Below are 14,283 nucleotides of genomic sequence, written 5' to 3'. Positions count from 1 at the left end.
CCTTAAATCTCAGAAGGAGGAATTTAGTAATGGACGCTTATCTATTTGTGCATTTCAAAGAGAAGAAAACACCGGACGGTGAACAGGTTTATTTTGGTCTGAGTACGGATGGTCTGAACTGGGAGCAAGTCAATGATGGAAATCCTGTGCTGTGGAGTAAACAGGGTGATCGAGGAGTTAGAGACCATACCATCGTCCGGACGAAAGAAGGAAAGTTCTTCATTATTGCAACGGATTTGAGTTTGGCAAATGGATTCAATACGAAGTATAAGAGCAGCTGGTCCCGTATTTCAAGAGAAGGAAGCAAGTGCTTGTCTTTGTGGGAGTCGGAGGATCTGGTGAATTGGTCTGAGCAGAGAATGATTGAGCTTGGAGATGAGGACTTTGGCTGTCTGTGGGCACCCGATGTCATTTATGACAGCAAGAATGAGGACTATGTTCTGCACTGGTCTTCTGCTCATGCCTCCAACAATTATGGACATAAGGCGATCTATTACTCCCGCACGAAGGATTTCGTTCATTTCTCGAAGCCGCAGATGCTGTGCCGCAAAGACGGGAGTGGAATTATTGACTCGGCCATTTATGAGGAGAACGGAATCTTCTATCGTTTTCTAAAAAGCGAGAAGGATCCAGAGGGGATCATTCTCCAAAAGGGCAATACTCTTACTGGTGAGCATACCCGGATTGAAGCGTTTGATGAAGAGATGGCGAAGCTGGGACATCATGCTTATGAAGCGCCAACGGCATTTAAGGTCAAGGATGGCAGGTGGTGTCTGCTGCTCGACTTTTTCGGTGTGGAAGGTGAAGGACAGGGCTATGTACCATTTTTGGCAGATGATATCGACAGTGGAAGGTTTATTCGTTCTGACGAGAGCTTCAGCTTCCCATATGGTTTCAAGCACGGAACCGTGCTGCCGATTACCTTGGAGGAGTATGAGCGCATTAAGAATTGGAATTTTGCACAGGATCGTCTGACGAAGCAAGAAGCGGAAATACGATAGTTGAAGTTGAAGTAGAAGTTGAATGATCAGATCATTCGTGATTGAAAAAATACAGCTGGTTTAAATGATAGATAACGTAAGACGGACTGCATGGTTACTAGAGTCTGTCTTACGTTTATTTTTTTGTAACAGGAATATATTATTTGTTTGTGTTGTTTCGTACTGATATGCAGGATTTAAAGCTGTATCTTGAATTTTTGAAAATAGATCCAACGCATCGCACCATAATTCATACACATCCGGCGCATGTCATTGCGATGACATTTATTCATGAATTGGAGGATCGTCACTTCACGCAGTCCTTATGGGAAATGTGTACAGAATGCATCGTTGTGTTTCCAGAAGGAGTAGGCATCATTCCCTGGATGGTTCTTTAGCTGCGCTTGCCAAAGCATTTAAAGTCAATCCGCGTAAAGGGATTCTAGATCAAGAAATCGAAAGAAATGAGAAGGAGATGAAAGAATAGATTCATAGAAAGCAGGGATGTAATGAGCACAGTTCGTATCGATGCCCATCAGCATTTTATTGATTATGCATCCGGTGATTATCCTTGGATTGATGATCGTCATGAAGCTTTAAAAAGGCCCTTTATGCCAGCAGACCTAAAGCCTCTTCTGGATTCCTTGTCATTTGATGGTTCGATCGCCGTTCAAGCTAGACCATCACTCCACGAAACTGAATGGCTCCTCTCGCTTGCGGATGAATTTGAATTTATTTACGGTGTGGTCGGCTGGGTCGATCTATGTTCACCGGCGGTGTCAGCGCAATTGGAGAGATTCAGTGCTCATCCTAAGCTGAAGGGAATCAGACATCTAATTCAGGATGAGCCTGATGATCACTTTATGCTGCGGGATGATTTTCTTCGCGGACTCCGTCTCTTGAGCAAGTATGGATTAACGTATGATCTGCTTATACATGAGCGGCATCTTCCGAATGCGGCAGCCTTAACACAAATGTTCCCGGAGCAGAAGTTTGTCTTGGATCATTTAGCCAAACCTAGGATTATGGAGGGGAAGGGGCAACTGGACTCATGGAGAAGTGGTATACAGGAGCTCGCCAAGTCACCTAATGTGTATTGTAAACTGTCTGGAATGGTAACCGAAGCAGACTGGGCACATTGGAGGGCGGAGGATTTTGTCCCTTATTTGGATACCGTCTTTGAAGCCTTTGGTCCGGAACGATTGATGATTGGCTCTGATTGGCCTGTTTGCACGGTGAGCCGGGATTACAGAGCAGTGATGGGTGTAGTTACTGCTTATATTCATCCGCTTCCATCTGAGATCCAAGCCCGTATTCTGGGAGGGAATTGTGCACGATTCTATAACATTGATGAAATGTAAAGCCTGGTCCGAAGCTGTTTGCATCTTTTAACACAAAAAGGTAGAACTCATCTCCTGAACTTCATATACTTAACATGAACGACATGTCCGTACAGGTCGTAAGCGAAGCAATAAATCCAATGACGATCAGGGAGTGTGACCAATGAATTCGACGATGCCTATCATAATCGCACACAGGGGAGCAGCGGGAGTAGCACCCGAAAATACACTGGCTTCTTTCGAGCTTGCTCTTACGCAAGGCTGTCATGCATTTGAACTGGACATTCATCTCTCCAAGGATGAGGAGATCATGGTCATTCATGATTACACGATTGACCGTACAACAGATGGTACGGGAGCGGTTCAGGATATGACCCTGGATGAACTGAGAAGCTATGATGCCGGGAGCTGGTACGATGCGCAGTATCAAGGGCAGAAGATCCCTACGCTGAGGGAAGTTTTCGAATTAGCACCTAAGGATCTGATGATTAACGTAGAAATTAAAGGTGGACTGGAAGCAGGAATCGAACAGAAGCTGGTAAACCTCCTGCGAGAATATGACCGGACAGAACAGGTTGTCGTTTCTTCCTTCCACTTTGGAGCATTACAGAAGCTTCAAGCTCTCGATGCTACGATTAAGCTCGGACTTCTGTACCATCAGGATTTTCAGCATCCTGAATTGCTGCCAGATGCAGTAGGAGTGAATACGTATTCCCTTCATCCTTACTATAAGCAGCTCACAGACAACCAGTTAGCCGTGGCTCTGGATAAAGGACTTGAGGTATATCCGTGGACGGTAAATGAAACAGAGGATATGAAACGTATGGTAGAGCTTCGAGTAAGTGGAATCATTACAGATTACCCGGAGAAATTACAGCAAGTGTTGGCTGAGCTTCAAGCGAGTCTGAAGTAGTCAGCTTAGAAGCATAATGAATCAGACCTGTACTTGTTGCTGGCCCATATAGATACGATAAAACAGTGCTCGGATGCAGACATGACTCTTGTCTATACGGGCACTGTTTTTTTGCGGATTCAACTAGAAATTCAAATCATCCGTCGATACTCAATTGGCGTGCAGCCTGTCTTCTGTTTGAATAGAGCATTGAAATAGGACACATCCTGATACCCTACAGCGGATGCGATGTTACTGACTTTTTGCGAGGTCGTACGAAGCAGACGTCCTGCCGCATGGATTCTTACATTTTGCAGATAATCGGTCATGTTCATCCCCATATGGCGTTTAAAAACTCGATGGAATTGCCGCTCACTGAGCCCCATTTTATGCGCCATCTCCTGTACGGTGATTCGATAGCCATATCTTTCATGCAGCTCACTTAGTACCGCTTCCAGATGAATGGAATTCTCACTTTCTCTAGGATCCTCTGCCGTTTCCATTCGGTTAATGAGCAGGAGCAGCTGTAAGATACCACTATACAATGCGAGCTCTCTTCCAATCTTCTGAGCTTGGTACTCTTGGTGTAATTTCTGGAATATAGTAAGTAGTTTTCCATATTTATCACTGTATTGGCGATATTCATGCATTGTCAGCAGGGTGTTCAGCACATCGCTGCCAGGAATGGGAGCCACGGACTGTCTAAATTCTTCAAGTGCTAATATACAATTGTAGACAATAAGCGGCTGTCCGCTGGTTATGCCGTGAGGTCTGAAGACATGAGACGTACCTTGGGGCAGTAAAAAGAGATCCCCTTGCTTAACCGGCAGGCTCGTACTGCTCAGGATATGTGTGCCGCTGCCTTCAGCAACATAGCTGATCTCAAAGAAGTCATGCTGATGCTCGGATAGCTCATATGATTCCACACTGCGATTGAGATATAACGGTAAACCCTGTGAAAAAAAGGATTCGCCTCTGATCATATCGATTCTCCGTTTGGCACTGATCATATCGCCTGCCTCCTCATGTATTGTCTCTTCTTAAATAATGTCTGATTAGTCTGTATGTTTTTTCTGATTACACCATATAAAGCGCTATCATTCATCGTAAAATGAAAGAGGGAAAAACACAAGGGAAGATATTCGACATTCGACAAAGGAAGGCAGGAGAGGTTGATGAATCCACAAGCAGCACTTTCAGTGAGCCAAGTCACCTGTGAATATCGTGAGGAATTACTCGGGAGCGATCAGTTCGTCCCCCGATTTGGATGGAAATTGAATTCGAAGGAAAGAGGAATCAAGCAGCAGGCGTATCAGCTTGTTGTCTCAGATCTGCCTGACTTCAGCCTGTATCTATGGGATACCGGAAGGATTGAATCAGATCAATCCATTCATATTGAATATACCGGTCCCGCTCTACAGTCCAGAACACGCTACTATTACCGAGTTAAAGTGTGGGATCAGCAGGGCAATTGTTCCGAGTGGAGCAGTACAGGATGGTGGGAGACCGCATTTCTTGACTCTGGTGAATGGCAGGCAAAATGGATTATGCCGAAGCAGCTGCCCGCTGTGCAGCAGGCTCAGGAATGGCCTGATTCTCCACCTGTTTCACTGCTCCGAACAACGTTCCAGCTGAAGGACAATATCGTATCTGCCCGAGTGTATGCTACGGCAGCAGGCTTGTACGACTTGCATTTAAATGGGGAACGCGTCGGCGAGGAACTGCTTGCCCCAGGATGGACCAGCTATCATTACCGGCATCAATACCAAACGTACGATGTAACTCGTTATCTGCAAGCAGGCGGTAATGGTATCGGCATTCAAGCAGCAGATGGCTGGTATTCAGGGCGCATCTCCTGGGAGAAGGGATATCGCAGCGCTTATGGAGAGCATCGTGCCGTGCTGCTGGAGCTGCATGTGGAATATGCAGATGGCAGTGAAGAGGTTGTAGTAACAGATACGACATGGAAATCATCAGAAGGACCTATTCGTTACACCAGTATCTATGATGGTGAAATCTATGATGCGAGATTTGAGCAGGCAGGATGGAGTAAATACGATTATGATGACAGCGGCTGGGAGGACGTCTCGCGATCGGATTTGCCGTATCATCCGCTGATCGCACAAGAGAACTGGCCAGTGAAGGTAACGGAAACGATTCATCCGGTGTCGGTACTGCATACTCCTCGTGGTGAAACGGTGCTCGATATGGGGCAGAACATGGTTGGACGTATCCGGATGAACATGAATCTGGATGCAGGGACGAAGATTACGCTAGATCATGCGGAAGTACTGGATCGGGAAGGGAATCTTTACACCGGCAATCTGCGAAGTGCGAAGCAGTTAGTCGTATATACAGCGCGGGGGAATGGTGAAGACAACTATGCACCGGCATTTACCTTCATGGGATTCAGGTATGTTCGTATTGTAGGGCTTGAGGAGCTTGATGATTCGGTACTCCTAAAGGGCTTCACAGGGGAAGTCATGCATTCTGATATGGTTCAGACAGGACAATTCGATTGCTCAGACGAACGGGTGAATCGGCTTCAGCAAAACATCGTTTGGGGACAACGCGGCAACTTTGTAGATATTCCAACCGATTGTCCGCAGCGGGATGAACGTCTCGGGTGGACGGGCGATGCTCAGGTATTTATACGTACAGCCGCATTTAATTATCAGGTGGCGCCCTTCTTCGCCAAATGGCTGCGGGATCTGGCGGCTGATCAGAGAGAAGATGGAAGTGTACCCTTCACGATTCCGAACATTTTGAAATGGAATAAAGATACTTCGGCAGCTTGGGGCGATGCGGCGGTCATCTGTCCTTGGACACAGTACCAATGCTACGGAGACATCAGGCTCTTGTCCGAGCAGTATGACAGTATGAAAGCCTGGGTGAACTATATTCGAGGTGAAGGTGAATACGAATATTTATGGAATACAGGTCATCATTTCGGAGACTGGCTTGCTCTAGATGCGAAGGAGAACAGCTATGTGGGGGCGACACCACTCGATCTGATTGCTACATCGTTCTATGCGTATTCTGTTGATCTCGTAAGAAATGCGGCTGTCGTTCTGGGCAGATCCGAAGACGTAAAGGAATACAGTGATTTGCTGTATCAGGTGCGAAGAGCTTATCTGAATGAATTTGTCACCCCTGCCGGTCGTCTGGCTGCTCCTATGCAGACTGCTCATGTACTTGCACTAATGTTTGGCCTCGTTGATGGAGACACCAGAAGAAGAACAGCAAGTGAACTTAACCGTATGGTTGTGCAGAACGGCTATCATTTAACGACCGGTTTTGTAGGTACGCCTTATTTGTGCATCGTCTTGTCTGAAAATGGCTATCATGAGACCGCCGTTAAATTACTGCTGCAGGATAGTTATCCATCATGGCTGTATTCGGTTACGCAAGGGGCCACAACGATATGGGAGCATTGGGATGGCATCAAGCCTGATGGCTCTTTCTGGAGTGATGATATGAACTCCTATAACCATTATGCCTATGGTGCAATTGGCGACTGGATGTATCGGTATCTTGCAGGTCTTGATATGGAGGATTCGGATATTGCTTATAAAAAGATACGCATACATCCAAGATTTGCAGCTGGACAGCTTAAGCATGCTTCGGCTAAGCTGGATTCCCCTTACGGACGGATTGAATCGTCATGGCAAGAAGATAAGGGACTTAGAACGGTACGAATTCAGATTCCAGTAAATGCAGAAGCTAAGATTATTCTGGAGGGAGCGGATCTCGCTCATTTATTGGAAAGCGGTCATCCCGTAGAGGATGTGAAAGGAATAATAGAAATATCCAGTACAGCTGAAGCGGTAGAGCTTAAAGCAGGCTCAGGCGAGTATGTGTTCAGCTATAAATATTCATGATTTACTGAATATTACGAAAGAACGTATAAGCCTACTATTCGTCAGTAGGCTTATACGTCTTATGAGAATGATGAAGCGCGGAATAGCTGCGACGATATGCGGATGAGAGCCAAATACCCCGCGCTTCCTGCTTATCGCTTTTTTGTTTTCTGTTCCTCATCCGGCGCCTCCAGTATATCTTCGGTCAAGTTGGCTTTCGTTATAGAACCGGATTGATCAAGTACGTCAAAAGGCTTATGGTTCTTGTCTGATTCAGGAATCGGTTCCACGCCAGCTCCGCGATCGGTTTTATCGTGAGTCACTAGAATCACCCTTTCCATTCTTGACTTAGTATGCACGCTGGTCAGCGTAAATATGTACGTCATTACCTCTGTTTCGGATCAATGAAACATTCAGGGAATGACAGCTGGACACCATTTTCAATGGGAATTCACATAACCTTCTTATTCATTCTTTATTCTGACTTACAATCTCAAGCAGCTGTTCAGACATATATTCTGGGCTAAAGGTAAGGCCGCCATTAATCCATTCAATAATAATGCCGAAGATAGCATAAGCAATGTAGCTGGCTTGGATGTCAGGATTGATCTTCGTATGTGGTCCGTGCTCTGATATGCTCTCGAGAGACAGATCCTTCAGTACGTTGCAGATACGATTCTGGAAACCGGATAACTTGTCTGATTTAACGATCAGAATATAGAAATCAGCGAATTTATATACATGATCAAATACCTTTACAGCAGCAGAGGTCAATTTGCTGATATCCAGCACCTCGACATGCATATAAGGATCACGATAGGATTCAATCAGATCGGAAATCACATCATCTAAGACTTCCTCTAATATATCTTCTTTATACTGATAATGCTTGTAGAAGGTGCCGCGGTTAAGATTAGCTACCTGAACCAAGTCAGTGATCGATATCTCTTTGAATTCTTTTTTTTACATCAGTTGGATGAGTGCATCCTTCAGTGCCTGCTTCGATTTAACGATCCTACGATCGATGGAATCATGCGTATCCGTCATTCTCGAAGACCTCCTATTGAGATAGAAAATGTGTTAATAGACATTTAACTGTGTAATTGTATGTTAGCATACAAATCGCTGCTTTTTTGCTGATTGAATAATTGTTTGCACATTCATTATAATATAAAAGTGAACAGTTAATGAACAATTGTTCGTTATTTTATCAATGTAAACGCATACGATAATATAGGAGGTTATACAAAATGAGACTTCAAAACAAAGTAGCTATTATTACAGGTGCTGCTTCCGGTATGGGTAAAGAAACAGCGATCCTATATGCTCAAGAAGGGGCAAAGGTTGTCGTGTCCGATCTAAATCTAGAAGGTGCAAACGCAACGGTTGAAACGATTAAAGCAGCGGGCGGAGAGGCTTTTGCAATTAAGACCAACGTCGCTTCTCTGGAAGATATTAATACGCTGATTGATACAACAGTGGAGAAATACGGTACGGTGGATGTTCTAGTGAACAATGCCGGAATTATGGACAACTTTGAACCGGCTGGTGAGGTTGAAGATGAGAAATGGGAGCGTATTTTCGCTATCAATACGACGAGCGTAATGCGTGCTACACGTAAAGTGCTTCCGATCTTCATGGAGAAGCAAAGCGGCGTTATTATCAACATTGCATCCGCTGGTGGACTTCAAGGTGCTCGTGCAGGTGCTTCTTATACAGCATCCAAGCATGCTGTTGTTGGCTTCACCAAAAATACAGGCTTCATGTACGCTAAAGAAGGAATCAGATGTGTGGCTATTGCTCCAGGTGGAGTAGAGACTAACATCAGCGCATCCATGACTGGAGTGAGTCAGTATGGCATGGGCCGCTCCCAAGCAGGACTGGCTATCAATCCACGTATCGGTAAACCAGCTGAGATTGCTCAGGTTGCCTTGTTCCTCGCATCCGACGAAGCCAGCTTCGTGAACGGCACGGTAATTAGCGCAGATGCCGGATGGATGGCATACTAAGATTGTTGTGTTTAAATAGAATAGATAAGGCCCGCTGTTTGACAGCGGGCTTTTTTTTAATTATGGGTGAAGGTATTATATCAAATGCATCAATTTAACAATAAATAGATTGGAATACAAGCAGCCATGGCACTAACGTAATCTACTATATGGAGACGTGAATTATAAAGGAGGATCCTATCTGGTGAAGTGGGCAGATATTAAAGGGCACTATGACGTTGCTTATAGTCTTGGTCACAATTGTCTGGCTGCAAGTCAGTTGAATCACAGCCGAATTCGTACAATGGCAGGTGTCATCGACTGGATGATTACACCTCAGCTGTCAGGTGTAACGGAGCTGCTTCGTAATCGCTTCAAATATATGATGCAGCCTGAGAATATGGCTGTAATCGGGGTTAATCCACTGGCAGAGTGCTATATTGTGAGAGATGCTGCATATGATATATACTCACATCATGATTTTCCACTGGTACTGAACACCCCTCATCATTTAGCCAGCTATTCCATATTACAAGATAAAATAGAGCGTAGATCCGCACGATTCTTGAATAGAATGAACCTTAACAAGAGAACTTTGTTTTTACGTACAGAGGCTACACGGCATGAAACGTCTGAGCTGATTGATGTATTGCAACAGATCACAGCAGGTGAATTCAGGCTCTTGGTAGTTAACCATGCTTCGGTTCAAAATGTGGTAGAAATGGATTGGGAGCTCCCCAACGTTTGCACCCTGCTGATCCCTCAAGTCGATAATATGTTTGAAGACAATCATGGCATCTGGCGGTACATTCTTCAGGATATATATGCGACGCAATATTAATAACTTATTCCCTCGTTATATAGCACGATTCTGTTGCTCCTCAAGCTGCATTTTACATCAATAATTCTCTGATTACGACTTCCCCGATAGAGTAGACTTACGTCCTTCTTCTCCTCTATAAACCTCCCATCAATAAGCATGTCACACAGAAGCAGAAGTTGTTTGCGTTTCCTGTTGGCAAGCAGTGCTTCAAAGGTAAAGCCGGAATAGGCCCAGATCGTTTTGTCAGGACAATGCTCTTTGAAATGCTCGATAAATTGAATGCATTCCTCTGCCGAGAAAAATGGATCTCCGCCGCATAAAGTCAAACCATCCACAAGAGGGTTATGTTTAATATCTCGAATGATGCGCATCTGTTCTACTTCTGTAAATGGTGTGCCTGCCTCAAAATCCCATGAATCCTTGTTAAAACAGCCAGGGCAGGCATGCCGGCACCCACTGATAAACACGACGGCTCGCAGTCCTGCCCCTTCATTAACGGATTCAGGGATATACCCGCATATATTCATTGATGCTTCACCCGATCACGTACCTCAGCTTGCTTGGCCTCGTTAAATCGGATTGTGTAATCTCCGGTCAAGTATCCTGTAACTCTGCGCAGCCGGCTAAAATGGACTTGTTCTTCAGTCACACCACAAGAGGGACATGATGTACCGATAACCCCTTCATATCCGCAATCAGGACATCGGTCAATCGGGTGATTAACAGAGAAATAACCCATATTTTGTGCGAGCGCATACTGAATGATCTTGCGCAAAGCCATTTGATTATGGCGAACATTTCCATCCAGCTCTACATAGGAGATTGCACCAGCATTGCACAATTCGTGAAAAGGAGACTCAAGCTCTATTTTTCGGGCACAGCTCATGGAGTAATAGACAGGAATATGAAAGGAATTCGTGTAATATTCCCGATCCGTGACTTCAGGTACCTGTCCATATTGTTCTCTATCCATCTGCGTAAATTTGCCGGATAACCCCTCTGCCGGAGTGGCAAAGAGCGTAATATTAAGGTTATACTCCTCACTTTTGCGATCACAGAATGCCCGCATCGTTTCAACAATTTTGACTCCTTCCTTATAGGCAAGCTCACTTTCCCCATGATGCTGTCCAAGAAGGGCCTTGAGGCATTCAGCCAGTCCAATGAATCCGATAGAGAGTGTCCCATGCTTCAGGAGCTCGCCAACCGGTTCGTCAGGATGTAGCTGTTCTCCGCCTTCCCAGACACCTTCTCTCATCATGAAATCAGAAGCTTTGGCAGGCTGAATGGATTGGAGTGAGTATCGATGGAGTAGACCCGAGAGGGCAGTCTCCATGGAATAATGCAGATTTTTATAAAAACCGTCCAGATTAGCCGAGCGCCGTTGATGAAGAATGATGCCGTGCTCAATGCCGAGTTTGACCAAATTGACCGTATTAAAAGAGAGATTGCCCTTCCCAGACAGCCTGTTTCTGCCAAAACGATCTGCAATCGTTCTCGTTCTGCAGCCCATCGTCGCAATGATCGTATCTGGTTCTCCTTCCCGATAGTAAGGGAGGTTAAATGAAGCATCGACATTTACAAAATTGGGGTACAGCCTGCGGCTGGTGCAGTCTACTGCCTTTAAGAACAGATCATAATTTGGATCGCCTTCCTGCTGATTAACACCTTGCTTGCACTGGAAAATATGCTGCGGAAACACAGGCGTTTCCCCATGACCCAAGCCTGAGATCGCCGCATCGAGAAGAGAGTGGGACACGAGTCGCCCCTCTGGTGAGGTGCACATTCCGTAATTCAATGATGTGAAAGGAATCTGACCGCCAGCGCGGCTGCTCATGGTATTCAAATTATGTATCAGCGATTCGGCAGCTTGTCTTGTTTCTAGGATCGTTTCTTCATGAGCAAATGTGAAGGATTTGGGTGAGAGGGACCGTGCCTTCTCGCTTGCAAAGTGGATGTCTGTATCTTCGATTGCTCTAATTTCTTCAAACAATCGCTGTCCTTTGCGGTAATGTTTGATGAAGGAGCGATTCACATAAGGAGCCAGGTCCCAATCGATCTTGCTGGCGGATACACCACCGAACTGACTATTCTGCTGAGATTGAAAAATAATGGCCACGAGTGCCATGGCTGACATAATCGATCTTGGTGTTCTGACCGAGCCATTCCCCGTGTTGAATCCTCGTTCTAGCAGGCGGTCAAACGGAATAAATATACAATTTGTGGTGCCCAGTGCATATTGGTCCAGATCGTGAACATAAATATATCCTTGTTCAACAGCTCGTGCGACATAAGGGGGGAGAATATGTTTTAATGCGTATTCCTTGGATGCTTCAGAACCAATCTTGCTCATCTTCCCACTGAAAGAGTCTCCGTTCAAGTTCGCATTTTCCCGAAGCACATCCTGTTCCTTTGAGTCAATAATCCGTTTGATCATATCGGGGAGGTCACCTGATTTCTTCTTCATTGTCATCGCAGCTTCCATTTGTGCCATTTTGCTCCTCCTTTGAATTTTGAATATATGAAATGATGTAGACATACATACAATATGTAGATGTTTATATTTATGATAATTACTATATATAGAAATGGGTATGACAAATATCACAGTGGCTTGCTGCTGTTTATGACATACACCTGCCTTAAAGCAGGGTGGTAGAAAATGATTTAAGACATAAACCACCGATACAAAGCTCTGGAACCATGCTATGTTTGGATTGCATTTTTTCTTGGAATTTATGAAAAATACACGAGTAACGATGAAAACAAAGATGGAGGAGGATGGGAGTGGAAGCAAATATGCAGGCAGGAATATCAGCGAGCGGAGAGGATAAAAGATACCGAAGGTCGGCCAATTACTTGCCGTCCTGCTGTCAGGGGTATTTGTCGCCATACTTAATGAGACACTGCTGAACGTTGCGCTGGTTCAAATTATGGGAGATCTCAGCATTGAGCCGCATTTGGCGCAGTGGTTGTCAACTAGCTACATGCTCGTGATCGGCGTATTGATTCCGGTGTCTGCTTACCTGGTTCAACGTTTTACGACGAGACAGCTGTATTTATCCGCTATGATTCTTTTCTTAACAGGTACATTAATCGCCGGCTTCAGCGCAAACTTCGCAATATTGATATCAGGACGCGTTGTGCAGGCCATTGGTACGGCAGTGCTTATTCCCTTAATGACCAACATTATTCTGGCTGTCATACCGATTGAACGAAGAGGCGCTGCAATGGGACTGGTGGGGCTTGTACTTATGTTTGCACCTGCAATCGGACCTACCTTATCTGGTTTTATACTTCAATTTTTATCTTGGAGATGGCTGTTTTTCTTGGTTGCTCCGATTGTATTGATGACCATCCTATTCGGATATTGGAGACTGAAGAACGTTACACGGACTTCCAGACCGAAACTGGATGTCATCTCGATTATACTGTCAACCATTGGCTTTGGTGGATTGGTATTTGGCTTCGGAAGCCTTGGAGAAGGCGGCGGTGAGGGGGCAGTCAGCAGTTACGTTTACTATGTGCTTGGTGCAGGTGCAATCTCCTTGATTCTCTTCGTATTGCGTCAGATAAGATTGAAGACGCCAGTCATGGATATGCGGGTATTTCGTCATTCCATGTTCACTATTGCGGTTGTGTTATCCATCATTGTGACGATGACGATGTTCGCCATGATGCTGGTATTACCTATATATCTGCAGCAGGTCCTTCTATACAGTACGCTAACAACAGGACTTGTCATGCTGCCAGGAGGTCTTCTTAACGGACTGATGTCTCCCGTGATGGGCCGCCTATTCGACAAGTATGGACCAAGGGTGTTGTTAATTCCAGGGATCAGCATGCTCATCTTGACGATTATTGGCTTTATGCAAACCGAGCTTCTTCAATCGCCATGGATCGTAATGGGACTGCAAACCGTGCTGATGATTTCAATCGCGATGATTATGATGCCTTCCCAAACGAACGGACTCAATGCTTTGCCTGCTGAGCTATATCCTCACGGAACCGCAGTGCTGAGTACATTGCAGCAGACATCTGGTGCGCTTGGAGCGGCTGTGTTTATATCCATCATGCAATCCGGTCAGAATAAAGCACTTGCAGGGATAGCAAACCCAGGTCAGGCAGAGCAGGCTGCCGCGATGACAGCTGGAGTGCAGGATGCATTTATGATTGGGCTCATTCTTGCCTGTGCCGGTTTTGTAATTGCTTTGTTCGTGAACAGAGTTCACACAGGCGGAGGTTCCCACGGAACGCCTGAACATAAGGAAGAAGTAAAGGAACTGGCCGCGAATCCGGCCGTAGAATAGTGCAGCAGAGCAACAGAACAACAGAGCAACAGCGCAACAGAACAGAAGGAACAAGTTGTTTAGTTGCAAAACTGGTGGAGTTTAGAAAGAAGG

Annotated in this window: 12 protein-coding genes and 1 pseudogene; 8 read left to right on the top strand and 5 right to left on the bottom strand. The window is 45.3% G+C overall.

What is annotated here, in order from left to right:
- The first annotated feature begins 29 nt into the window (after positions 1-29).
- The 4 genes and pseudogenes from TCA2_RS04505 to TCA2_RS04490 all read left to right on the top strand — a co-directional run bounded on the left by TCA2_RS04505 (position 30) and on the right by TCA2_RS04490 (position 3,233).
- Positions 30-1,001, top strand: coding sequence for a glycoside hydrolase family 43 protein (locus TCA2_RS04505; RefSeq protein WP_047910383.1), 972 nt, complete (start codon positions 30-32; stop codon positions 999-1,001).
- Positions 1,002-1,186: 185 nt separating this feature from the next.
- Positions 1,187-1,372 (top strand): annotated as a pseudogene (locus TCA2_RS04500) (rhamnulose-1-phosphate aldolase); the annotation flags it as partial.
- A 117-nt stretch (positions 1,373-1,489) separates the two neighbouring features.
- Positions 1,490-2,341, top strand: a complete 852-nt coding sequence (locus tag TCA2_RS04495) for an amidohydrolase (protein WP_047910381.1) — start codon at positions 1,490-1,492, stop codon at positions 2,339-2,341.
- 142 nt (positions 2,342-2,483) lie between these two features.
- Positions 2,484-3,233: a glycerophosphodiester phosphodiesterase gene (locus TCA2_RS04490; protein WP_047910380.1), complete on the top strand. Its 750-nt coding sequence runs from the start codon at positions 2,484-2,486 to the stop codon at positions 3,231-3,233.
- 131 nt (positions 3,234-3,364) lie between these two features.
- Here the strand turns inward: TCA2_RS04490 and TCA2_RS04485 are convergent, their stop codons facing one another.
- A complete protein-coding gene (locus TCA2_RS04485) occupies positions 3,365-4,222 on the bottom strand; it encodes an AraC family transcriptional regulator (RefSeq protein ID WP_047910379.1) in 858 nt (285 codons plus the stop codon).
- Positions 4,223-4,387: 165 nt separating this feature from the next.
- Here TCA2_RS04485 and TCA2_RS04480 point away from each other — a divergent pair, with 165 nt between their 5' ends.
- Positions 4,388-7,093 carry an alpha-L-rhamnosidase gene (locus tag TCA2_RS04480; protein ID WP_047910378.1) on the top strand — a complete coding sequence of 902 codons (2,706 nt, stop codon included), beginning with the start codon at positions 4,388-4,390 and terminating at the stop codon, positions 7,091-7,093.
- Between the two features lie 131 nt (positions 7,094-7,224).
- Here the strand turns inward: TCA2_RS04480 and TCA2_RS27095 are convergent, their stop codons facing one another.
- Together TCA2_RS27095 and TCA2_RS04475 are read right to left on the bottom strand one after the other, a co-directional pair.
- Positions 7,225-7,395, bottom strand: a complete 171-nt coding sequence (locus TCA2_RS27095; RefSeq protein ID WP_193745988.1) for a hypothetical protein — start codon at positions 7,393-7,395, stop codon at positions 7,225-7,227.
- A gap of 145 nt (positions 7,396-7,540) precedes the next feature.
- Positions 7,541-8,002, bottom strand: a complete 462-nt coding sequence (locus TCA2_RS04475) for a TetR-like C-terminal domain-containing protein (protein WP_238546285.1) — start codon at positions 8,000-8,002, stop codon at positions 7,541-7,543.
- 320 nt (positions 8,003-8,322) lie between these two features.
- Here TCA2_RS04475 and TCA2_RS04470 point away from each other — a divergent pair, with 320 nt between their 5' ends.
- Together TCA2_RS04470 and TCA2_RS04465 are read left to right on the top strand one after the other, a co-directional pair.
- Positions 8,323-9,081, top strand: coding sequence for an SDR family oxidoreductase (locus tag TCA2_RS04470; protein ID WP_047910377.1), 759 nt, complete (start codon positions 8,323-8,325; stop codon positions 9,079-9,081).
- 184 nt (positions 9,082-9,265) lie between these two features.
- Positions 9,266-9,901 (top strand): DUF1796 family putative cysteine peptidase, encoded by a 636-nt coding sequence (locus TCA2_RS04465; protein ID WP_047910376.1) that lies wholly within the window; start codon positions 9,266-9,268, stop codon positions 9,899-9,901.
- On the opposite strand, the gene nrdG is transcribed toward TCA2_RS04465, so the two are convergent.
- Both nrdG and TCA2_RS04455 read right to left on the bottom strand, forming a co-directional pair.
- A complete protein-coding gene (gene nrdG / locus TCA2_RS04460) occupies positions 9,898-10,410 on the bottom strand; it encodes an anaerobic ribonucleoside-triphosphate reductase activating protein (RefSeq protein ID WP_047910375.1) in 513 nt (170 codons plus the stop codon). The two genes, TCA2_RS04465 and nrdG, sit on opposite strands and share 4 nt — an antisense overlap.
- Positions 10,407-12,317 (bottom strand): anaerobic ribonucleoside triphosphate reductase, encoded by a 1,911-nt coding sequence (locus TCA2_RS04455; protein WP_370510319.1) that lies wholly within the window; start codon positions 12,315-12,317, stop codon positions 10,407-10,409. The genes nrdG and TCA2_RS04455 overlap by 4 nt, the downstream gene beginning before the upstream one ends.
- Before the next feature lie 400 nt (positions 12,318-12,717).
- Here TCA2_RS04455 and TCA2_RS04450 point away from each other — a divergent pair, with 400 nt between their 5' ends.
- A complete protein-coding gene (locus tag TCA2_RS04450; protein ID WP_047910374.1) occupies positions 12,718-14,190 on the top strand; it encodes an MDR family MFS transporter in 1,473 nt (490 codons plus the stop codon).
- The last annotated feature ends 93 nt before the right edge of the window (positions 14,191-14,283 follow it).

This window comes from Paenibacillus sp. TCA20 (assembly GCF_000732325.1).
Taxonomy (GTDB): Bacteria; Bacillota; Bacilli; order Paenibacillales; family Paenibacillaceae; genus Paenibacillus; species Paenibacillus urinalis.
The sequence above is the reverse complement of the archived record's forward strand: the minus strand, read 5'-3'. Positions and strand labels throughout refer to the sequence as shown.

Coding starts and splice junctions, on each gene's coding strand:
- TCA2_RS04480 (WP_047910378.1), top strand. CDS start 4,388: ATGAATCCACAAGCAGCACTTTCAGTGAGCCAAGTCACCTGTGAATAT.
- TCA2_RS04505 (WP_047910383.1), top strand. CDS start 30: ATGGACGCTTATCTATTTGTGCATTTCAAAGAGAAGAAAACACCGGAC.
- nrdG (WP_047910375.1), bottom strand. CDS start 10,410: ATGAATATATGCGGGTATATCCCTGAATCCGTTAATGAAGGGGCAGGA.
- TCA2_RS04495 (WP_047910381.1), top strand. CDS start 1,490: ATGAGCACAGTTCGTATCGATGCCCATCAGCATTTTATTGATTATGCA.
- TCA2_RS04470 (WP_047910377.1), top strand. CDS start 8,323: ATGAGACTTCAAAACAAAGTAGCTATTATTACAGGTGCTGCTTCCGGT.
- TCA2_RS04490 (WP_047910380.1), top strand. CDS start 2,484: ATGAATTCGACGATGCCTATCATAATCGCACACAGGGGAGCAGCGGGA.
- TCA2_RS04455 (WP_370510319.1), bottom strand. CDS start 12,317: ATGATCAAACGGATTATTGACTCAAAGGAACAGGATGTGCTTCGGGAA.
- TCA2_RS04485 (WP_047910379.1), bottom strand. CDS start 4,222: ATGATCAGTGCCAAACGGAGAATCGATATGATCAGAGGCGAATCCTTT.